The sequence below is a fragment of the Bradyrhizobium sp. CCBAU 53351 genome (assembly GCF_015291745.1).
In the GTDB taxonomy this organism is placed as follows: domain Bacteria; phylum Pseudomonadota; class Alphaproteobacteria; order Rhizobiales; family Xanthobacteraceae; genus Bradyrhizobium.
Window position 1 is genome coordinate 3,002,741 of record NZ_CP030059.1, and the last position, 20,021, is coordinate 3,022,761.

The 20,021-nt window shown below is 64.9% G+C and carries 16 protein-coding genes and 1 tRNA gene; 13 read left to right on the plus strand and 4 right to left on the minus strand.

Features of this window, described 5'->3' with window-relative positions:
• The first annotated feature begins 2 nt into the window (after positions 1–2).
• The 7 genes from XH83_RS13945 to XH83_RS13975 all read left to right on the plus strand — a co-directional run bounded on the left by XH83_RS13945 (position 3) and on the right by XH83_RS13975 (position 6,589).
• Positions 3–1,448: an FAD-binding oxidoreductase gene (locus XH83_RS13945; protein WP_194407541.1), complete on the plus strand. Its 1,446-nt coding sequence runs from the start codon at positions 3–5 to the stop codon at positions 1,446–1,448.
• Positions 1,445–2,551: a four-carbon acid sugar kinase family protein gene (locus XH83_RS13950; protein ID WP_194407542.1), complete on the plus strand. Its 1,107-nt coding sequence runs from the start codon at positions 1,445–1,447 to the stop codon at positions 2,549–2,551. The genes XH83_RS13945 and XH83_RS13950 overlap by 4 nt, the downstream gene beginning before the upstream one ends.
• Positions 2,548–3,585: a 4-hydroxythreonine-4-phosphate dehydrogenase PdxA gene (gene pdxA / locus XH83_RS13955; RefSeq protein WP_194407543.1), complete on the plus strand. Its 1,038-nt coding sequence runs from the start codon at positions 2,548–2,550 to the stop codon at positions 3,583–3,585. The genes XH83_RS13950 and pdxA overlap by 4 nt, the downstream gene beginning before the upstream one ends.
• A gap of 13 nt (positions 3,586–3,598) precedes the next feature.
• Positions 3,599–4,729 carry an iron-containing alcohol dehydrogenase gene (locus XH83_RS13960; RefSeq protein WP_246776464.1) on the plus strand — a complete coding sequence of 377 codons (1,131 nt, stop codon included), beginning with the start codon at positions 3,599–3,601 and terminating at the stop codon, positions 4,727–4,729.
• Between the two features lie 59 nt (positions 4,730–4,788).
• Positions 4,789–5,760 carry a tripartite tricarboxylate transporter substrate binding protein gene (locus XH83_RS13965; RefSeq protein WP_194407545.1) on the plus strand — a complete coding sequence of 324 codons (972 nt, stop codon included), beginning with the start codon at positions 4,789–4,791 and terminating at the stop codon, positions 5,758–5,760.
• A 248-nt stretch (positions 5,761–6,008) separates the two neighbouring features.
• Positions 6,009–6,082 (plus strand) — tRNA-Gln (locus XH83_RS13970).
• 144 nt (positions 6,083–6,226) lie between these two features.
• A complete protein-coding gene (locus XH83_RS13975; RefSeq protein WP_194407546.1) occupies positions 6,227–6,589 on the plus strand; it encodes a DUF1428 domain-containing protein in 363 nt (120 codons plus the stop codon).
• Between the two features lie 8 nt (positions 6,590–6,597).
• On the opposite strand, the gene XH83_RS13980 is transcribed toward XH83_RS13975, so the two are convergent.
• The gene (locus XH83_RS13980; protein ID WP_246776465.1) at positions 6,598–7,272 is read right to left on the minus strand and encodes a TetR/AcrR family transcriptional regulator; all 675 of its coding nucleotides are present in this window, start codon (positions 7,270–7,272) and stop codon (positions 6,598–6,600) included.
• A gap of 137 nt (positions 7,273–7,409) precedes the next feature.
• Here XH83_RS13980 and XH83_RS13985 point away from each other — a divergent pair, with 137 nt between their 5' ends.
• Positions 7,410–9,698 (plus strand): arylsulfatase, encoded by a 2,289-nt coding sequence (locus XH83_RS13985; protein WP_194407548.1) that lies wholly within the window; start codon positions 7,410–7,412, stop codon positions 9,696–9,698.
• Between the two features lie 12 nt (positions 9,699–9,710).
• On the opposite strand, the gene XH83_RS13990 is transcribed toward XH83_RS13985, so the two are convergent.
• The 3 genes from XH83_RS13990 to XH83_RS14000 all read right to left on the minus strand — a co-directional run bounded on the left by XH83_RS13990 (position 9,711) and on the right by XH83_RS14000 (position 14,654).
• Positions 9,711–10,277, minus strand: coding sequence for an invasion associated locus B family protein (locus XH83_RS13990; RefSeq protein WP_194407549.1), 567 nt, complete (start codon positions 10,275–10,277; stop codon positions 9,711–9,713).
• A gap of 64 nt (positions 10,278–10,341) precedes the next feature.
• On the minus strand, positions 10,342–13,488 hold the full coding sequence (locus XH83_RS13995; protein WP_194407550.1) for a multidrug efflux RND transporter permease subunit: 3,147 nt from the start codon (positions 13,486–13,488) through the stop codon (positions 10,342–10,344).
• Positions 13,485–14,654 (minus strand): efflux RND transporter periplasmic adaptor subunit, encoded by a 1,170-nt coding sequence (locus tag XH83_RS14000; RefSeq protein WP_194407551.1) that lies wholly within the window; start codon positions 14,652–14,654, stop codon positions 13,485–13,487. Before XH83_RS14000 ends, XH83_RS13995 begins: the two co-directional genes overlap by 4 nt.
• A gap of 379 nt (positions 14,655–15,033) precedes the next feature.
• Here XH83_RS14000 and XH83_RS14005 point away from each other — a divergent pair, with 379 nt between their 5' ends.
• The 5 genes from XH83_RS14005 to exbD all read left to right on the plus strand — a co-directional run bounded on the left by XH83_RS14005 (position 15,034) and on the right by exbD (position 20,020).
• Positions 15,034–15,273 (plus strand): hypothetical protein, encoded by a 240-nt coding sequence (locus XH83_RS14005; RefSeq protein ID WP_027571757.1) that lies wholly within the window; start codon positions 15,034–15,036, stop codon positions 15,271–15,273.
• A gap of 243 nt (positions 15,274–15,516) precedes the next feature.
• On the plus strand, positions 15,517–17,919 hold the full coding sequence (locus XH83_RS14010; protein WP_194408260.1) for a TonB-dependent siderophore receptor: 2,403 nt from the start codon (positions 15,517–15,519) through the stop codon (positions 17,917–17,919).
• A 2-nt stretch (positions 17,920–17,921) separates the two neighbouring features.
• A complete protein-coding gene (locus XH83_RS14015) occupies positions 17,922–18,611 on the plus strand; it encodes a Fe2+-dependent dioxygenase (protein ID WP_194407552.1) in 690 nt (229 codons plus the stop codon).
• A complete protein-coding gene (gene exbB / locus XH83_RS14020; RefSeq protein ID WP_194407553.1) occupies positions 18,608–19,561 on the plus strand; it encodes a tonB-system energizer ExbB in 954 nt (317 codons plus the stop codon). Before XH83_RS14015 ends, exbB begins: the two co-directional genes overlap by 4 nt.
• A gap of 3 nt (positions 19,562–19,564) precedes the next feature.
• Positions 19,565–20,020 (plus strand): TonB system transport protein ExbD, encoded by a 456-nt coding sequence (exbD, locus tag XH83_RS14025; protein WP_194407554.1) that lies wholly within the window; start codon positions 19,565–19,567, stop codon positions 20,018–20,020.
• The last annotated feature ends 1 nt before the right edge of the window (position 20,021 follow it).

Below are 20,021 nucleotides of genomic sequence, written 5' to 3' on the forward strand. Positions count from 1 at the left end.
CCATGTCCTGCGCATTCCAGGATGCGTTGACCGGGCTCGCCGCGATCGTCGGCGACAAGCACGTCATCGCGGCAGGGACCGACCAGGAGCCTTATGTGGTGGACTGGCGCGGGCGCTATCACGGTCGGGCCGTCGCCGTGGTGAAGCCCGGCTCGACGGCCGAGGTCGCCGCAATCGTGAAGTTCTGCGCAGCAAGGCGGCTCGCGATCGTGCCGCAGGGTGGCAACACCGGCATGTGCGGGGCGGCGACGCCCGACGATCACGCGGGCAATGTCGTGATCCGGCTCGACCGGATGCGGGCCGTGCGCGACGTCAGCCCGCTTGCCAACACCATCACGGTCGAGGCCGGTTGCATTCTCGCGGAGGTGCAGAACGCGGCGCGGGACGTCGATCGCTATTTCCCCTTGAGCCTCGGCGCCGAGGGCTCCTGCCAGATCGGCGGCAACATCTCGACCAATGCGGGCGGCACCGCCGTGCTGCGCTACGGTCCAACGCGCGATCTCGTGCTCGGCCTGGAGGTCGTGCTGCCTGACGGGCGCGTCTTCAATGGGCTGCGCGCCTTGCGCAAGGACAACACCGGTTATGCGCTGAAGCAGCTCTTCATCGGTGCGGAGGGCACGCTCGGCATAGTCACCGCGGCGGTGTTGAAACTGTTCGCGCCGCCGCGCAGCACGGCGCTGGCGCTGTTGAAATTGCAGGGCGTCGAGCAGGCGCTCGAGATCATGCAGCGCCTGCGCGGCACGGTCGGGGACCGGCTCGGCAGCCTCGAGATCATGTCGCGGTCGCAGATCGAGGCGATTGCCGCGACCGTGCCGCATGTCACCATTCCCTTCGAGCTGACGACGCCATGGTATCTGATCGTCGAGCTGACCGACACGCTTCCCGGCGTCGATCTCGACGAGCCGCTGGCCACGGTGCTGGCGGACGCGATGGAGGTCGGTCTGGCTGAAGACGTGATCCTCGCGTCCAATCTCGCGCAGGCCAAGGCGATCTGGGCCGTCAGGCACAGTGTGTCCGAAGGCAACAAGCGTAGCGGCTATGTCGTGTCGCATGACAGCGTGGTTCCGCTGGAGCGTCAGGCGGCCTTCGTGACCAATGTCGAAGCCCGGATCAAGGCGGCCGTCTCGCATGCGAACGTGGTGATGCACGGCCATATCGGCGACGGCAACATCCACGTCGTGGCCCTGATCGACCGGATGCATTGCCAGAACCCGGATGCTACGGCCAAGCTGGTCGCCGAGATCAACGAGATCGTCGATGACGAGACCGCGGCGCAGGGCGGGGCGATCAGCGCCGAGCATGGCATCGGCATCACCAATCGTGGCCGTCTCGCCCGCGTCGCCGATCCCAACGACATCGACCTGATGCGCGACATCAAGCGGCTGCTCGACCCGAACGGCCTGATGAATCCGGGCAAGATTTTCGCCGCAGGAGGCGTGCAGCGATGACCAGCGTCCGCCTGCTCGCCGACGATCTCACCGGCGCGCTCGACACCGCGGCGGAGTTCGTCGGCCTGTGCGGGCCGTTCGACGTTATCTGGTCGGAAACATTTGCGCCGCGGGGCTCCGGCAGCCTGGCAATCGACAGCGGCACCCGTGAGCGGTCGAAGGCGGAGAGCGTCGGAATCGTCGGCCGACTGGCGCCGTACCTCCAGGGCGGGACGATCGCCTACAAGAAGGTCGACAGCCTTCTTCGGGGCGCGTGGGCGGCCGAGCTTGGCGCCTGCCTGCGCACTGGCCATTGGGCCTCCTGCGTGGTCGCGCCCGCCTTCGACTATCAGGGGCGCCGCACCGTCGGCGGCCAGCACTTCGCGCGCACCGTGCATGGCGATTGGCATCGGGTCGGCGACAATCTGCTGGATCAATTGAGGCAAGACGGCATCGATGCACGGCCGGGCACACCCGACACGCTCTCGCAAGGCGGCGTTCAGGTGTTCGATGCCGAGAGCGACCTCGACCTCGATCGCGTCGTCGACATGGCGCGCCGCATGCCGGGGCCCGTGCTGTGGTGCGGCAGCGGCGGCCTGGCGGGTGCGCTGGCCCGCAGCCATCGTGCCGATGCGCCGAGCCAATTGAAGTCGCCGGTGCTGGGGCTGTTCGGCTCCGACCAGGCTGCCACCGCAGCCCAACTCGCGGCATGTGGCGAAGCCACCATCGCGGTGACGGAGGGCGAGGGTGGCGCGGGCGTGCGACGCAAGCTGGCCGACGAGGGCGTGGCGCTGGTCAAGTTCTCGCTTGCCGACGGTCTGTCGCGCGTCGAGGCGGCGCAGCGGATCGCGCGCGAAATGGCAGCACTGACTGCGGCACTCGAACCGCCGGGCACGCTGATCGTTGCCGGTGGAGAAACCCTGAGAGCCGCATGCGTCGCCCTCGGCGCGCATGCGCTCGAGGTGACAGGGCGAGTTGTTCCGGGACTGCCGCGCTCGATCCTGCAGGGCGGCCGCTGGGCCGGCGTCGAAATCATCTCGAAATCCGGTGCATTCGGTCCCAGCGAGCTGTGGCGAGATCTGCTGCGGGACAATCATCTACTCAGAATGGAGAGTCCGACATGACCTCTCGTCATCTTGCCATCACCATGGGCGACCCGGCCGGGATCGGCCCGGAGATCATCGTCAAGGCCTGCGTCGGGCTGAAGGACCGGATCGCGACCGGCGATCTGCGCCTGCTGATCATCGGCAGCGGCGCGGCGCTCGATGGTGCGAAGGCGGCTCTCGGGGCCAATGTTGCGATCCCCCAAGTCTCCGCGGAGGATCGTGAGTGGCCGAACCTCTGCTACCTGCAGGCGGATGCTGAGGGAGACCCGATCAAGCCCGGCGTGCTCAGCGCCGATGGCGGCCGCTTTGCCTACAAGGCGATCGAGCAAGGCGTGCGTTTGACGCAGGCGGGACGGACCGGGGCCATCGTCACCGCGCCGCTCAACAAGGAAGCGCTCAACAAGGCCGGCTATCATTTTCCCGGTCATACCGAGATGCTGGCGCATCTCACCGGCGTGCGCGGCTCGGTGATGCTGCTCGCCCACGGCAACATGCGTGTCAGCCACGTCTCGACCCATGTGGCGCTGGAGGACGTGCCGAAGCGTCTGACGCCGGAGCGCCTGCGCATGGTGATCGACCTCACCAATGATGCCTTGCTGCGGCTCGGCATCGCCAAGCCGAAGATCGCGATCGCCGCGCTCAATCCACATGCCGGCGAGGGCGGCCTGTTCGGCCGGCAGGATATCGACGTCTCCGCGCCGACGATCGCGAAAGCGGTTGCGGATGGTCTCGACGTCGTCGGCCCCGTGCCCGGCGACACCATCTTCGTCAAGCTGCGCGCCGGCCAGTACGATGCGGCGGTCGCGATGTATCACGACCAGGGCCATATCCCGGTCAAGCTGCTCGGCTTCCAGGTCGATCCCGCGACCGGCCGCTGGCAGGAGCTCTCGGGCGTCAACATCACGCTGGGGCTGCCGATCATCCGCACATCCGTCGATCACGGCACCGCCTTCGACATCGCCGGCAAGGGCATCGCCAATGAGCACAGCCTGATCGAGGCCATCGACTATGCCGAACGGCTGTCCGCCGGCGCCTCCGCATCCAAATCATGAGATCGAACGCAAGATGACCAACGCCTTCACGCCCATCGAAATCCAGCGCCCCACCATCCTGGAGTTCGGCAACGGCACCATCACCGCCGCGGCGCGCTTCGCCGCGCGGATCGGCGCCAAGCGGCCGCTGGTGATCTCCGATCCGTTCAACGCACGCCGCGTCGACACGTTGGCGCTGCCGGGCGCCGTCAAGGTGTTCGGCGACGTCAAGCCCGAGCCGGACCTGCCCAATCTCGAGAAGGCGGTGGCAATGGCGAAGGACGTCAAGCCCGATCTCGTCGTCGGTTTCGGTGGCGGCAGCGCGATGGATCTCGCCAAGCTGGTTGCGGTGATGTGCACGAGTGACGTGCCTTTCGCCGACATCGTCGGGCCGGAAAAGGTGGCCGGCCGCAGCGTGGCCCTGATGCAGATCCCGACGACGTCGGGCACCGGCAGCGAGGCTGGCACGCGCGCGCTCGTCACCGATCCCGTCAGCCAGAACAAGCAGGCGGTGCAGAGCCGCTTCATGCTGGCCGACATCGCCATCGTCGATCCGGACCTGACGATGACCGTGCCGAAGGACGTCACCGCGGCGACCGGCGTCGATGCGCTGGCGCATTGCGTCGAGGCCTATACCAGCCGCAAGGCGCATCCGACGATCGATCTCTACGCGCTCGAGGGCGCGCGGCTGGTCGGACGCTATCTCAAGCGCGCGGTGGCCGATGGCGGTGATCGCGAGGCGCGCGCGGGTCTGTCGCTGGCCTCGCTCTATGGCGGCTATTGCCTCGGGCCGGTGAACACGACCGCCGGTCATGCGGTGGCCTATCCGCTCGGCACGCGTCACCACGTGGCGCATGGGCTGGCCTGTGCGGTGATCTTCCCGCACACGCTCGCCTTCAACATGCCGGCGGTGGAGGCGAAGACGGTCGCGGTGCTGGGCGCACTGGGCTTGCAGGAACGCAACGATCCGAAGCTCGCATTCGACGCGACCTATGGGTTCTGCAAGGAGCTCGGCATCGAGATGCGGCTCGCCGCGCTCGGCGTGCCCAGAAACGATCTCGGCGTGATGGCCGACGAGGCGCACGCCATTCGCCGCCTGCTCGACAACAATCCGCGCGACCTCGGCCGGGACTCGATCCTGAGCATGTACGAGGCCGCGTTCTAGCTCTTTCCGCCGCTCCGCGCGGCGGCCAATCAACGACACGGACAACGGAGGAAACTTTGATGAGATCGATGTGGGCTGCTCTTGCCTCAGTCATGCTGCTGGCGACGTCACCGGCGAAGGCGCAGGATGCCTATCCGTCCAAGCAGGTGACGGTGATCGTTCCCTTTGCCGCCGGCGGCACAGCGGACATTTTCGCGCGCATGGTCTCCAACCATTTGCAGGTGAAGTTCGGCAAGCCCTTCGTGGTCGAGAATGTCGGCGGTGCCGGCTCGATCCTCGGCGTGACGCGGCTCGCGAAATCCGCGCCTGACGGCATCACGCTCGGCGTTGCCAGCACGTCCGCGCTTGCGATCAACCCGTCGCTCTACGGGCCGAAGCTCAGCTACCAGCCGGACAAGGACCTGATGCCGGTCGCTCAGATTAGCGTCGTGCCCAACGTGCTCGTCGTTAACCCCAACAAGATCAAGGCGCGCACCGTGCCCGAGCTGATCTCCTATCTGAAGGCGAATCCGGACAAGGTCTCGTTCGGCTCGGCCGGTGTCGGCACCTCGCAGCATCTTGCCGGCGAGCTGTTCCAGCAGATGACCGGCACTAAGATGGTGCACGTGCCCTACAAGGGCTCGAGCCAGATGCTGACGGATCTGCTGAGCGGACAGATCGATCTCGCGTTCGACAACGTGCCGCTGCTGCTGCCGCAGGTGAAGACCGGCCAGCTCGCGCTGCTCGCGACCGCAACGCCCAAGCGCGCAGACTTTGATCCGCAGGCGCCGGCCGTCGCCGAGTTCCTGCCCGGCTTCGAGGCCGTGGCCTGGCACGGCTTCTTCGTTCCTGCCGGGACGCCGAAGCCGATCGTCGAAAAGCTCTCAGCCGAGATCCGTGCCTTCATGCAGCAGCCGGAGACGGTGCAGAAATTGGCCGAGCTCGGCGCCACCGCGGTCGCCGTGGATTCCGAACCGTTCGCGGCCTACATCGCCGCCGAGACGGCGCGCTGGAAGAAGGTGATCGAGGCCGCGAACATCAAGCTGGACTAAAGCGCGATGCGATGAGGATGGAATCGCCATCGCGCTCGAGGTTAATGGTTAAAGCGTGATCTTTTCGGAAAACCGCTGCGCACTTTTCCGGGTCATGCTTTAGGCGGCGATCCATCCACCGCGGCGCTTGCCAGCCCGGAAACGAGCGGGTAGAACCCTGCCACGCCCGAGCCGTGATTTGCGCCAAACGCGCTTCCGGTGACAGTCGAACAAATCAGCAAGTGTTTGAATTTGTTCGACTATTCCGTTGGGGAATGGTGTAACGGTAGCACAACAGACTCTGACTCTGTTTGTCTTGGTTCGAATCCAGGTTCCCCAGCCAGTCCCGGGCATTCTCCACGATCCAGGCTTCGTTCGGATAGCCGCGCCGCTCGCGACGGTTTGCCTCAGCTGAAAATCGCATCTCGCCGTCGGATCGCCGCGCTCTGCATCGTCCTTGGGCCATACAACCCTTGGGAGATCCGTGATGCCCTATGTCGATGGTTTCGTTCTGGCCGTGCCGAAGGACAAGATCGAGGCTTACAAGACGCTGACGGCGACCACCTGCGCGCTCTGGATGGAGCACGGTGCACTCGATTACGTCGAATGCATCGGTGACGACGTCCCCTATGGCGAGCTGACCTCGTTCCCGCGTGCGGTGATGGCGAAAGAAGACGAAGTCGTGGTGTTCTCCTGGATCGTCTACCGCGACCGGGAGACCCGCGACGCCGTCAACAAGAAGGTAATGGCGGACCCGCGGCTGAAGATGGAGGGCATGCCGTTCGACGGCAAGCGCATGATCTATGGCGGCTTCACGACGCTCATGCAGGCGAGCGACGTCGTCGGCTGACAGAAGTCCTATCTCGGGGCCGCGCGGCCGCATTCGGCCTGGAGCAGCAGCAACAGGCAGTCGGCGAGCCGCGTCTCCATCTCCTTCGACGAGAGCGACAGCGGTCCGGGATCGTTGAGGATCGCGTTCACCAGCGTGCCCAGCACGATCTGGAAGCCGAAGGCGATGGCGCGGGTCTTTGCCGCCTTGCGGCCCTTGCCCATGGCCGGCAGCAGGAGCGGGGTCGCGCGCGTGGTGGTCGCCCGGGCGAGGGCTTTGAACGGCGTCCATTGGTCCGGACGAGTGTCGTCGTGCTGAAGTGCGGCGCGCAGCACGCCCTTGTGGCTGCGCATCCAGACGATGACGCCGCTGACGACGACATGGCAGAGCTCGTCGAGGCCCATGCCGGGGAAGGGCGGACGGATGTCGCCGAGCCGCTGCTCCGCGTCGCGTGTGGCCAGTGCCATCAGCGCGTTGAAATAGCTCTCCTTGCTTTCGAAACGGCTGTAAAAGGCGCCGACGGTGGCTCCGACTTCGGTGCACAGCGCCTCGATCGAGAGCTCTCCAAGGCTGCGCGTCCTCAGCATCGCGGCGCCGGCGTGCAGCAGAGCCAGCGTCGTTTCCCGGCTGCGCTTCTGCCGCGACGGAGCCACCCCCGGCAGGTCAAAATCGGGAAGCTCATGCTGGTCTGACCGTGGGCGCATCCGGGCTTGCATCCGCCAAAAATCATAATCATAATTCGGATTATAATTTAGGCCGATACGAACCGCGGGTCAACCGCGGGCGCGCCACAGACAACGGGGCTCAAGACAACGAAATACGGCCCAGCAGGGAGGATCAGATGAGCGCAGGCAGCGGTACGCCGTTCCGCGGCAGCGTCGGCAAGACGGTTGCGGAGTCAAAACCCTGGTGGCCGGACGCCGTGAAGCCGCCCGCGGGCGCGCCGAACATCCTCGTCGTGCTGTTCGACGACGTCGGCTTCTCCGATTTCGGCTGCTACGGTTCGGTGATCAAAACGCCGACCATCGACAGGCTCGCCGCGGAAGGCCTGCGCTACAGCGGTTTCCACACCACCGCAATGTGCTCGACGACGCGCGCCGCGCTGCTCACCGGGCGCAACCATCATTCGGTCGGGGTCGGGTGCCTCGCCAATTTCGATTCCGGCTATCCCGGCTATCGCGGTAAGATCGCGCGCGAGGCGGGGACACTGGCCGAGATGCTGCGCGGGCACGGCTATCGCAACTACATGGTCGGCAAATGGCACGTCACGCCGCTGACCGAGAGCGGGGCCACCGGCCCGTTCGACGGCTGGCCGCTCGGGCGCGGCTTCGATCGCTTCTACGGCTTCCTCGATGCCGAGACTGACCAGTACGCGCCGGAGCTCGTCTCCGACAACACGCATGTCGATCCGCCGGGCAGCTACGCCGACGGCTATCATCTGACCGAAGACCTGATCGACCAGTCGATCCGCTTCATCGGCGATCACCTCGCCGATCGGCCTGATGTGCCCTGGCTGACCTGGGTCGCGCTCGGGGCCTGCCACGCGCCGCATCAGGCGCCGGCCGAGATCATCAGGAGCTATGACGCCGCCTTCGCCCATGGCTGGGACGTCGAGCGCGAGCAGCGTCTCGCGCGCCAGAAGGCGATGGGCCTGGTGCCCGCGGCTACGAAGATGCCCGCGCGCAATGACGGCGTGAAGGCCTGGGAGGAGCATTCGGCCGACGAGCGGCGCGTCTTCACCAGGCTGCAGGCGGCCTTCGCCGGCATGCTCGACCATTCCGACCGCCATCTGGCGCGGCTGGTCGCATTCCTCGACACGGCCGGCATCCGCGACAACACCGTGATCATCGTGATGTCCGACAATGGCGCGAGCCAGGAGGGCGGGCCGCTCGGCTTCGTCAATGCGATGGGGCCGTTCAACTTCAAGCCGGAGCCGATCGCCGAAAAGCTCGCCCGCATCGACGATATCGGCGGGCCCGACACCCATAGCAACTTCCCGCATGGCTGGGCGATGGCGTCCAACACGCCGTTGCGCCGTTACAAGCAGAACACCCATGGCGGCGGCATCCGCGATCCCTTCGTCATCAACTGGCCGAAGAGGATTGTGGCCAAAGGCGAGCTGCGTCACCAGTTCGTCCACGCCTGCGACCTCACGCCGACGCTGCTGGATCTGATCGGCATCGACGCTCCCGCGGATATCGCGGGCTGCCGGCAGATGCCGCTCGAAGGCGAGAGCTTTGCGCGGTCGATCGCGGATGCATCCGCGCCGTCGAAGAGCTCGCCGCAATATTTCGAGATGTTCGGCCATCGCGGTCTCTGGCACGCCGGGTGGAAGGCGGTCGCCTTTCATCCGTCGGGCACGCCGTTCGAGAACGACAAATGGGAGCTGTTCCATCTGGATGCGGATTTCTCCGAGACCAACGACCTTGCGACAACCGAGCCGGAGCGTCTCGGCCGGATGATCGCGATGTGGTGGGACGAGGCCGAGAAGCACAACGTGCTGCCGCTCGACGATCGCTTCGGGCCGCGCTTTGCGGAGAATGCCAAGCGTTTCCACGGTGCGCGCCACCACTTCGTCTTTCACGCCGGCATGGGCCACGTGCCGACCGACGTCGCGCCCGATGTGCGCAGCCGCAGCTACACGATCGAGGCGCATGTCGAGACCGACGAGCAGGGCGCTGACGGCGTGCTGATCTCGCACGGCGATGCGACGTCGGGCTACAGCCTCTATGTCAGCGACGGCCATCTCGTGCACGATCTCAACATCGGCGGCAGCCACCAGATCGTGCGGTCGGACCGCAAGGTACCGTCAGGCGCGCGGCGGCTCGGCGTGCATGTCGAGCGTCTGGTGCGCAAGGAGCCGCCGGCGAAGGGCGCGCGCACCGGCGTCAGCGCGTACACGCTGCTGATCGACGGCGAGCCGGCGGGGTCGCTGCAGACCCAGCTCGGCTTCCACACGCTGATCTCGTGGTCAGGCCTCGACATCGGCCGCGACCGCGGCAGCCCGGTCTCGCATTACGCGGCGCCGTTCGCGTACGGGGGAAAGCTGCTGCGCGTCACTGTCACCATGCATGACGACCAGAAGCTCGACGGCGAAGCCGTCGGCAACGCGCAGATGGCGCGGCAGTGACGGAGAAGCCCCTTACTTGATCTTGTCGTAGGCGGCCGCAAAATCGCCCAGCGGCATCGGGATCGCGATCGTCTCCTTGGCCATGTTCTGGAACGAGACCTTCAACTGCTTGCCCGACCGCAAGGCGGCGAGGAGGTCCGCCGCGACCGGCGTCGAGGCGTAGCAGCCGCGATTCTCGCAGGTTTGGATCTGCAGGTCGAACGTCTTGCCTTCATCGACCTGAAGCTTGGCGCCGACGGGAAGGTTGAGGCCGAGCGGCAATTGCAGCAGCGCAACCGGCGTGCGGGTGTCGGGCGCGATGCGGATGTTGATCAGGACGACGGTCTGGCCGGTCTTGGTCAGCACCGCGTTCTGCTCCATCGCGCATTCGAGCGGCGCATCGCGGCTGGCGCTGGTGCAGCGGACGATCCAGCCGGGCTGCCCGGGCGCACCGTCAGCCTGTGCTTGTGTCGACGCGGGCGAGGGGTGTACGGCCGGGGCAGGTGCTGCGTTCTTCTTCGCGCCCTGCTGGGCATGCGCGGCGCCCAAGGACAACAGGATAAATGCGGCGAGGGCGACAAGTCTGGATTGCATGAGCATGACGAAACCGCGTTGGCGTGAACCGGGGGCCCCGCTGTAGCGTCGCGGGAGGCGCGGCGCAAGCTTACTCGGCCGCTTGCTTGACGGTGCCGTGCGCGGTCGCCTCGTCGCCTTCGTCGTCGTCCGAACGGCCCCAGGTGGAGAACCAATTGTTGAGCTTGTCGAGATAGAGATAGACGACGGGCGTCGTGAACAGCGTCAGCGCCTGGCTGACGATGAGGCCGCCGACCATGGCGTAGCCGAGCGGCTGGCGGATCTCGGCGCCGGTGCCGTGACCGAGCATCAAAGGCACGCCGCCAAGCAGGGCGGCCATCGTCGTCATCATGATCGGGCGAAAGCGCAGCAGCGCGGCCTGGCGTATCGATTCCTCCGGCGTCTTGTGCTCGTCGCGTTCGGCGGCGATCGCAAAATCGACCATCATGATGCCGTTCTTCTTCACGATGCCGATCAGAAGGATAATGCCGATCAGCGCAATCAGGCTGAAGTCGAAGCCGGCCGCCATCAGGATCGCGAGCGCGCCGACGCCGGCCGAGGGCAGCGTCGACAGAATCGTGATCGGATGGATGTAGCTCTCGTAGAGAATGCCGAGGATCAGGTAGACGACGACGAGCGCGGCGAGGATCAGCAGCGGCACGGTGCCGAGCGATTGCTGGAACGCCTGCGCGGTGCCTTGGAAGCTCGAGTTGAGCGTCGGCGGCGCGCCGAGATCGGCCATCGCCTTCTGGACGGCTTCGGTTGCCTGGCCGAGCGCGACGCCTTGCGCGAGGTTGAAGCTGATCGTGATCGCCGGGAACTGGCCCTGATGGCTGATCGAGAGCGGGCGGACCGGATCGGTGGTCCAGGTCGCGAATGTCGACAGCGGGACCTGATCGCCCGTCAGCGGCGATTTGAGATAGAGCTTGTTGAGGCTGTCGAGATTGCCCTGCATCTCCGGCAGGATCTCCAGGATCACCTTGTAGGTGTTGAGCTGGGTGAAATACTGCGTGACCTGCCGCTGTCCGAAGGCGTCATACAGCGTGTCGTCGATCAGCTGCGGCTGGATGCCGTAGCGTGAGGCGGTGTCGCGGTTGATCTTGAGCTGGACGGTGGTGCCCTGCGTCTGCTGGTCGGTCGCGACGTCGCGCAGCTCCGGCAGCGTCTGCATCTTGGCGAGGATCTTGGGCGCCCATTCGTTGAGCTCCTCCAGATTGGCGTCCTGCAGCGTGAATTCGAACTGCGTACGCGTCGGCCGGCCGCCGAGCCGGACGTCCTGCGACGCCTGCATGTAGAGGCGGGCGCCGGGCACCTTGTCGAGCTGGGGACGGAGGCGTGCGATGATCTCCTGCGCCGAAGCGTCGCGCTGATTGCGCGGTTTCAACGTGATGAACAGGCCGCCGTTGTTGCCGGCCCTGCCGCTGCCGCCGATCGCCATGGCGACGCTGGCGACGCCTGGATCCGCCTGCACGACCTTGGCGAGCGCCTCTTGCCGCTCCTTCATGGCCGCGAAGGAAATGTCCTGCGAGGCTTCGGAGGTCGAGGTGATCAGGCCGTTGTCCTGCTGCGGGAAGAAGCCCTTGGGGATCAGCACGAAGAGATAGACCGACAGGGCGAGGGTCGCAAAGAAGATGGCGAGCGTGGTGCGCCTCCAGCTCAGGGCGATGTCGAGAACATGCTCATAGCCGCGCAGCATCGCGTCAAAGGCGCCTTCGCTCCACTGATAGAAGCGGCCGTGCTTGACTTCGCCATGGGCGCGCAGGAAGCGCGAGGCCATCATCGGGGTCAGCGTCAGGGAGACGACCATCGAGACGAAGATGGTCATCGCCAGCACGACGGCGAACTCGCGGAACAGGCGGCCGATGATGCCGCCCATCAGCAGCAGCGGGATCAGCACCGCGACCAGCGAAATGCTGATGGAAACGATCGTGAAGCCGATTTCCTTCGCGCCCCTGTAGGCGGCGGCCATCGGCGCTTCGCCTTCCTCGACGTAGCGGGAGATGTTTTCGAGCATGACGATGGCGTCATCGACCACGAAGCCGACCGCGATCGTCAGTGCCATCAGGGAGAGGTTGTCCAGGGTATAGCCGGCCACCCACATCAGCGAGCAGGCGCCAAGCAGCGCCAGAGGGACGGTAATCGTGGGAATGACCGTCGCCCAGAAGCTGCGCAGGAAGATGAAGATGACCATGACCACAAGGACGATGGTCAGGAGCAGGGTGAACTGGACGTCTTCGACCGCGGCCCGGATCGTCTGGGTTCGGTCGCTCATCAGCTCGATCTTGATCGCCGGCGGGATCGCCGCAACGAGGCGTGGCAGGGCCGCCTTGATCTTGTCTACGGTCTCGATGACGTTGGCACCGGGCTGCTTGAACACGACGAGGAACACGCCGCGTTTGCCGTTCGCCCAGGCCGCCTGCTTGGCATCTTCCGGGCCGGTGACGGCCTGCCCGATGTCGCGGATGCGCAGCGGCCCGCCGTTGCGGTAGGCGATGATGACGTCGTTCCAGTCCTTGGAATGGGTGAGCTGGTCGTTGGCGTAGATCGTGTAGGCGCGGTTGGGCCCGTCAATGTTGCCCTTGGGGCTATCGACCGTCGTGATCGCGATCTGGCTGCGCACGTCCTCCAGCGACAGGCCCTTGGCGACGAGCTTGGCGGGATCGATCTGGATACGGATCGCCGGTTTCTGCTGGCCGCCGATGATGACTTGCGCGACGCCGGATATCTGGCTGATCTGCTGCGCCAGCTGCGCATCGACGGAGTCGCTCACGGTGGTCAGCGGCAGGGTGTCCGACGTGGCGGACATGATGAGGATCGGCGAGTCCGCCGGATTGACCTTGCGGTAGGTCGGTGGCGACGGCAGGTTCTTCGGCAACTGGCCGGAGGCCGCGTTGATGGCTGCCTGAACGTCGTTGGCGGCACCGTCGATGCTGCGATTGAGGTCGAACTGAATGGTGACCGACGCGGTGCCCAGATAGCTCGTCGAGGTCATCTGCGCGATGCCGGGGATCTGGGCGAACTGGCGCTCCAGCGGCTGGGCCACGGACGAGGCCATCGTCTCGGGGCTGCCGCCCGGCAGATTGGCAGTGATCTGGATGGTCGGGAAGTCGACCTGCGGCAGCGGTGCGACCGGAAGCAGGGGATAGGCGACGAGACCGATGAAGAGAATACCGGCCATCAGCAGCGAGGTGCCGATGGGATAACGGATGAAAGGTGCCGAAATCCCGCCCTCGGTCATTCCCGTCGTACCTTGCTCTGGGCCGGATCCGAGCTCGCCACCGCCGTCGAGACGAGGCTCCCGGGCTGGACCTTGAACTGACCGCCGACAATCACCTGCTGACCGGGGCTCAAGCCTTCTTCGATGACCGAATGGCCGTCGATGGCATAGCTGACCTTGACCTTGTGCACCTCGGCCTTGTTGTCCTGATTGACCGTATAGGCATAGAGGCCGTTGGTGGAATGCTGGACCGCGTCATCCGGAACCACGGTCGCGTCCTTCAGCGTCCGCACGAGAAGCCGCGTCGAGACCGATTGGCCCGGCCACAGCGCGTGGTCCTTGTTGTCGAACACCGCCTTGAGCCGGATCGTCCCGCTGGTCGTGTCGACCTGGTTGTTGATGACCGCAAGCTTGCCCTCGGCCAGTGTCTTCTTGCCGTCGGTGCTGAAAGCGATGACCTTGAGCGCGCCGCTCTTCTGGCCCTCGCTGATATAGGGAAGCTGGTCTTCCGGCGCGGTGAAGATCACGGAAATCGGCTCGACCTGCGAGATCGTGACGATGCCCGTCTGCGTCGAGGCGTTGACGATGTTGCCGATGTCGACCTGGCGCAGGCCTGCGACGCCGGTGATCGGCGCCTTGACCTGGGTGTAGTCGAGCTGGGTCTGGGCGTTGGCGATCGCGGCTTCGTCGGCGGCGATCTGGGCGGTGAGCTGGGCGACGGTCGAGCGCTGGGTGTCGACCCGCTGCGCGGTCGCGAATTCGCCGAGCTTCATGGCGCGCTGAAGTTCGAGATTGGCGTTGGCGAGGCTGGCCTCATCCTGCGCCTTCTTGGCCTTGGCCTGGTCGAGCGTGGCCTGATAGGGACGGGGGTCGATCGAGACCAGAAGCTCGCCCTCCTGGACGATCTGGCCTTCCCTGAAGGTGAGTTTGTCGATCTGGCCATCCACCCGGCTGCGGACCTGGACGGTGTTGAAGCCCTGAACCGTGCCGAGACCGGTCAAGTAGACCGGGAAGTCGACCTTTTGGACCGGCGCAACGCTTACAGGGACGGCGGGCGGGCGGGGTGGACCCTTCTGGGCGGTCTGGGTTTTTCCGGCCCCAGATCCGAATTTCTGCCAACCATAGTAACCCGCGGAGGCCACGGCCGCGATGATCAGAAGCCAGAGGATCGGCCGGGACTTTTTCATGTCGTCTCGTGTCGGCTCGTATGCCCTCAGCTAACGAATGACAGGGCAATCGCAGGGTTCCAGCGAGTTTGTATAATACACGCCAAGTTCCAGTGTAAACAGCACTATCGGTTGAGAATCCTAAACAATTGGAAAGCTTTGCACCGTCTGGGCAGTGCTCTGGCGCGGCGGTGTGCAGGGCTGCATTTGCTTGGCCGGCTCGAACGGCGGGCAAGTCTTGTGCGGCACCCGCAGACAGTGTGCTCGATCCGAATGGCGCCGCGCCGGGTCGCCGCTCGGCACTGCTCGCAAGAATGGTTCTAAATCGTATGGCAGCCGTTTTGGTTGTCAGCAATTCGTGCATCGGCCATATCCGGCGCCGCCACCTATGGAGCGCAGAATGGATGAATTGAACGGCAAGCTGATCGCGTGTCAGATTCTGATCACGGGATTGATCGCGCGGGTGGCCAACGAGCAGCGCGATCCCTTGCGCTTCCTCACCGACTTCCGGGACGAGATCAAAGCCGTCGTGAACGGTGTCAACATCGCCGGCATGGACTCAACCGATCGCGTGCGCGCCGTCGCGCAGAAGACCGTCGATGAATTGTTTTCGCTGATGAAGCCGCCGAGCAGCGATTGATGTCGTGCGGGAGATCGATGATGTGAAGGAGGCTGCGCTTATGCCGGCAAATGGCGCAGCTTTTTAGAATGAGTCCAGTCATAGTTTAGAACGGTTTCAAACTGCAGTTTAGAATTGTTTTGATCTGGATCGATTCAAGGGTTCTTGCGAGCTGCTCGCATTGACCCGCTATTTTGCCGCCGATACCAACAACTCATCGTTCGTCGAAGTGAATGAGCGAACAGGAAGATGGGGCGTTTGGTAATGGGGCAGGTGGTCGCACCGAAATCGTTGCGTTCGGTCGCAGCATTCGATCTGGTGGATGAAAAATTCGCGGGCGTTTCTGGCAAGAAGGCTTCAGCGGTTGCGAGCTTGATCGCGGTGGCGTCGGTATCGAGCGGCGCGCAGGCGCAGCAGTCGAACCTGCCGCCGGTGACGGTCGACGCTCCCGTCGAGCGGCCGCGTCCGACGGCATCGAAGCCCTCGCCGGAGCAGGTCCGCGCCCGCAACGCGATTCGTCGTGCCGCGCAACGCGAACAGGCGGCGCAGCAGGCCGCGCCGACCACGCCGTCAGGCGCTGTCGACGGCAATCCCTATGCCGATCCTGCCGCTCCCTACAAGGTCGACCACGTCCAGGCCTCGGGCAAGTTTCCCGAGAAGATGCTGAACACGCCCAAGAGCATCACGGTGCTCAGCAAGGAAGTTCTCGAGGACAAGAACGCGACGACCCTGAAGGAGATCGGGCGCTCGACCGCGGGCGTGACGCTTGGCTCGGGTGAGGGCGGCAACGCGTTTGGCGACCGCTTCTTCATTCGCGGCTTCGATGCGCGCAACGACGTGTTCATCGACGGCATCCGCGATCCCGCCGTTTCCATCCGCGAGAACTTCTTCACCGAGCAGATCGAAATCCTGCGCGGCCCTGCATCGTCCTACGCCGGCCGCGGCACCGCCGGCGGTGCCATCAACATCGTCACCAAGCAGGCCGGTGACCGCAACTTCCAGCGCATGGACACCGAGTTCGGCACCGACCGGACCAAGCGCGTCACGCTCGACGTCAACCAGGTCATCGACCCGACCTTCTCGGTGCGTACCGGTGGCCTGTTCCAGGACGCCAATGTTGCCGGCCGCGACTACGTGACCGACAATCGCTGGGGCACCTTCATCTCGACCAAGTACACCCCGACCAGCGACCTCAAGATCACGACCAACTACGTCCACACCGACCTCAGCGGCTACCCCGATTTCGGCGTGCCCTATTACAAGCAGGGCAACGTGCCGGTGACCTCGGCCGGCATTCCGCGCGGCAACTGGTACGGCTTCCTCAACCGCGACTTCCAGACGGCGCGGCAGGATTTCGGCACCGGCACGGTCGAGTACAAGGTCAACGACGCCATCACGCTGACCAGCAAGGTGCGTGGCGAGCACTCGCTGCTCAACTACATCGGCACGCTGCCGCAGAACCCGATTACGACCAGCCCCAATCCGCTGCTCTGGACCACGACGGCGAGCGCGCAGAGCCGCTATCAGACCGTGGACGTGTGGGCCAACCAGAACGAGGCTACGTTCAAGCTCGACACGGGCGGGGTCAAGCACACTGCGGTGTTCGGCGTCGAATATGCGAACGAGAACATCTCGATCGACCGTTACTCCGGCCTCGCGGCGGAGCTGTCCGGCTCGCCGTTCACGAGCACCGGCGCCATCTCGGGTGTCAATCTCTATGCGCCCCAGTACACCTATCTCTCCGGCTTCGGCATTCCGTCACTCATCGGAAATCCGACGCGCTACGGCGTCAACACCAGCAGCGTGTATGTGATGGACACCGCGAACTGGCAGGACACGATCATCGTGAACGGTGGCGTTCGCTACGACGGTTATAGCCAGAGCGCGTCGAACAATACCAATTATGTGAAGCAGAACTCCGATCTGGTGAACTACAACGTCGGTTTGGTCTACAAGCCGATGTCGATCGGCAGCGTCTATGCAGCCTACGCCACCTCGGCCAATCCGTTCGGTTCGGAGCTCGACGCGACCGGCACCGACTACGGCGGCGTTCCCGCCAACTCGACCATCTTGCTTGGGCCCGAGCGCAACAAGGCGATTGAGGTCGGCACCAAATGGGAGCTTGCGGATCGCCACCTGCTGGTGACCGGTGCGCTGTTCCAAACCACTAAGGACAACGCGCGCGAGACCGTCAACGGCCTGCTGACGTCGGGTGCTGCCTACAGGATCCAGGGCATCGACATCGAAGCCGAGGGCAAGATCACCGATCGCTGGAGCATCTTCGGCGGCCTGGTGCTGATGCAGTCCAAGGTCACGCAGAGCGGCGTCGCCTCCAATCTCGGCCTGCAGCTTGCCAACGTGGCTCACCAGTCGTTCAGCATGCTGACCAAGTACAAGTTCGACGACGGCTGGGAGCTCGGCGGGCAGGCGGTGTACCGCTCGAAGGTCTATGGCGGCACGTTTGCGGCCAACACCAACGAGCTGCCGAGCTATTGGCGCTTCGACGCGTTCGTCGAGAAGAAGATCGACAAGAACTGGACCATGAAGTTCTACGCGCAGAACCTGACCAACAAGCTCTACTACGACTCGTTCTATCGCAGCAACGTGCCGTTCGTTGCGGTCGCGCCGGGGCGGGCGTTCTACCTCGTGACGACGGCGAAGTTCTGATCATGTTGACATGCCTGCCTGGCGTTCTCAGCAAGGATGATGTGGCGGATTTCCGCCGCATCATGGACGCCAGCGCATGGGAAGACGGCCGTTCGACCGCCGGCGCGCAATCGGCGATGGTCAAACGCAACGAGCAACTGCCGCCTGATAGCGAGGTCGCGCGAAAACTCGGCAACCGCATCATCTCGGCGTTGACGTCGAATCCGCGCTTCATCGCGGCCGCGATCCCGCTGCAGATCTTCCCTCCGCTGTTCAACCGCTATGCGGCCGATAGCGGCCACCATTTCGGCCTGCATGTCGACAACGCGATCCGCGGCGACCGCCTGACCGGCCTTCGCATCCGCACAGACCTGTCGGTCACGCTGTTCCTCGCCGAACCGGAAGAGTACGATGGTGGCGAACTTGTGATCGAGGACACCTACGGCTCGCACGAGGTCAAATTGCCGGCCGGCGACTGCGTGCTCTATCCTTCGACCAGCCTGCATCTGGTCACGTCGGTGACGAAGGGAACGCGGGTTGCGTCTTTCTTCTGGCTTCAGAGCATGATACGGGACGATCAAGCCCGGAGCATGATCTTTGACCTCGACACCGCGATTCAGGCGCTGGTGGAACGGCTCGGGCGTGACGATCCCGAAACGGTCAAATTGACGGGTATCTATCACAACCTCATTCGCTACTGGGCCGAAGTATGAAGATCATGTCCCTCCAAGCAAGCCTTGCCGCAGCCGTCATGCTGACGGCCGCCTGGCTCGCATCTCCCGTTTCCGCCCAGACACAAACCCCTCCCACGGCGGCCGCGCAGCAGGCGGCTCCGCCGCCCGTAGCCAGCCCGGCTCCGGCGGCTGCGCCCTCGGCAACGGCACCTGCGGCTTCGACGGCTCCGGCAACCCCGTCCGTGGTCGCAGCTCCAGCGCCTGCCAAGTCCGAGCCGGCATCCGGTATCGCGCCGGCGATGAAGGAATTGTCGCCCTGGGTCATGTTCATGTCGGCCGACGTCATCGTGAAGGCGGTGATGATCGGGCTTGCCTTCGCATCGCTGATGACCTGGACCGTCTTCATCGCCAAGTCGATCGAGCTGTCGGTCGCCTCCACCAAGCTTCGCTCGGCCTTGAAGAAGGTTGCCGAGACGCGCTCGCTTGCCGAGGCGCAGATGGCGCTCGGCGCCAAGGAGGGCATCCTGCCGTCCTTCCTGGCGGCGGCACTGCGCGAGGCGCGGATGTCGGCCGGCCTGTCCAGCGATGCCGGCATCAAGGAGCGCGCGGCCTCCAGCTTCCAGGAGATCGTGCGCGCAGAGGCGCGGCGCATCCGCATCGGCATGGGCGTGCTCGCGACCATCGGCTCGACGTCGCCCTTCGTCGGCCTGTTCGGCACGGTCTGGGGCATCATGAACAGCTTCATCGGCATCTCGAAGTCGCAGACCACGAACCTCGCCGTCGTCGCGCCCGGTATCGCCGAGGCGCTGCTCGCCACCGCGATCGGCCTCGTCGCCGCGATCCCCGCGGTCATCATCTACAACCACTTCTCGCGCGTGACGAAGGGCTATCTCGAGCTCGTCAGCCGCGCCTCGGGCGCGGCAGGACGGCTGCTCTCGCGCGATCTCGATCGCAGCCACGGCAGCGTGCATTCGCGCGCAGCGGAGTGAACCATGGCCGTTTCGCTCGCAGACAATGATGACGACGACGATTTCTCGGAAACGCATGACATCAACGTCACGCCGTTCATCGACGTCATCCTGGTTCTGCTGATCATCTTCATGGTCGCAGCACCGCTCTCCACGGTCGATCTGCCGATCGACCTGCCGACGTCCAGCGCGACGCCGCAGAAGAAGCCGGACAAGCCGACCTATCTCAGCATCAAGCCCGACCTGACGCTCGCGATCGGAGAAAATCCGGTCCAGCGGGCCGAGTTGATCGGGACCCTCGACGGCCTGTCCGACATGAGCAAGGACAAATACGTGTTCCTGCGTGCCGACAAGTCGGTACCGTATGGGGAGTTGATGGGCGTCATGGAGCTCCTGCGCTCAGGCGGCTATACCAGGGTGAAGCTGGTGGCGCTGGAAGGCGCTCCGGGGGCGCCTGCGGCCGGCGCCGCTCAGCCTTAAG

Bases quoted from the DNA above. Each gene is read 5' to 3' on its own strand.
- XH83_RS13945 (WP_194407541.1), top strand. From the start codon at position 3: ATGTCCTGCGCATTCCAGGATGCGTTGACCGGGCTCGCCGCGATCGTC.
- XH83_RS13950 (WP_194407542.1), top strand. From the start codon at position 1,445: ATGACCAGCGTCCGCCTGCTCGCCGACGATCTCACCGGCGCGCTCGAC.
- pdxA (WP_194407543.1), top strand. From the start codon at position 2,548: ATGACCTCTCGTCATCTTGCCATCACCATGGGCGACCCGGCCGGGATC.
- XH83_RS13960 (WP_246776464.1), top strand. From the start codon at position 3,599: ATGACCAACGCCTTCACGCCCATCGAAATCCAGCGCCCCACCATCCTG.
- XH83_RS13965 (WP_194407545.1), top strand. From the start codon at position 4,789: ATGAGATCGATGTGGGCTGCTCTTGCCTCAGTCATGCTGCTGGCGACG.
- XH83_RS13975 (WP_194407546.1), top strand. From the start codon at position 6,227: ATGCCCTATGTCGATGGTTTCGTTCTGGCCGTGCCGAAGGACAAGATC.
- XH83_RS13980 (WP_246776465.1), bottom strand. From the start codon at position 7,272: ATGCGCCCACGGTCAGACCAGCATGAGCTTCCCGATTTTGACCTGCCG.
- XH83_RS13985 (WP_194407548.1), top strand. From the start codon at position 7,410: ATGAGCGCAGGCAGCGGTACGCCGTTCCGCGGCAGCGTCGGCAAGACG.
- XH83_RS13990 (WP_194407549.1), bottom strand. From the start codon at position 10,277: ATGCTCATGCAATCCAGACTTGTCGCCCTCGCCGCATTTATCCTGTTG.
- XH83_RS13995 (WP_194407550.1), bottom strand. From the start codon at position 13,488: ATGACCGAGGGCGGGATTTCGGCACCTTTCATCCGTTATCCCATCGGC.
- XH83_RS14000 (WP_194407551.1), bottom strand. From the start codon at position 14,654: ATGAAAAAGTCCCGGCCGATCCTCTGGCTTCTGATCATCGCGGCCGTG.
- XH83_RS14005 (WP_027571757.1), top strand. From the start codon at position 15,034: ATGGATGAATTGAACGGCAAGCTGATCGCGTGTCAGATTCTGATCACG.
- XH83_RS14010 (WP_194408260.1), top strand. From the start codon at position 15,517: ATGGGGCAGGTGGTCGCACCGAAATCGTTGCGTTCGGTCGCAGCATTC.
- XH83_RS14015 (WP_194407552.1), top strand. From the start codon at position 17,922: ATGTTGACATGCCTGCCTGGCGTTCTCAGCAAGGATGATGTGGCGGAT.
- exbB (WP_194407553.1), top strand. From the start codon at position 18,608: ATGAAGATCATGTCCCTCCAAGCAAGCCTTGCCGCAGCCGTCATGCTG.
- exbD (WP_194407554.1), top strand. From the start codon at position 19,565: ATGGCCGTTTCGCTCGCAGACAATGATGACGACGACGATTTCTCGGAA.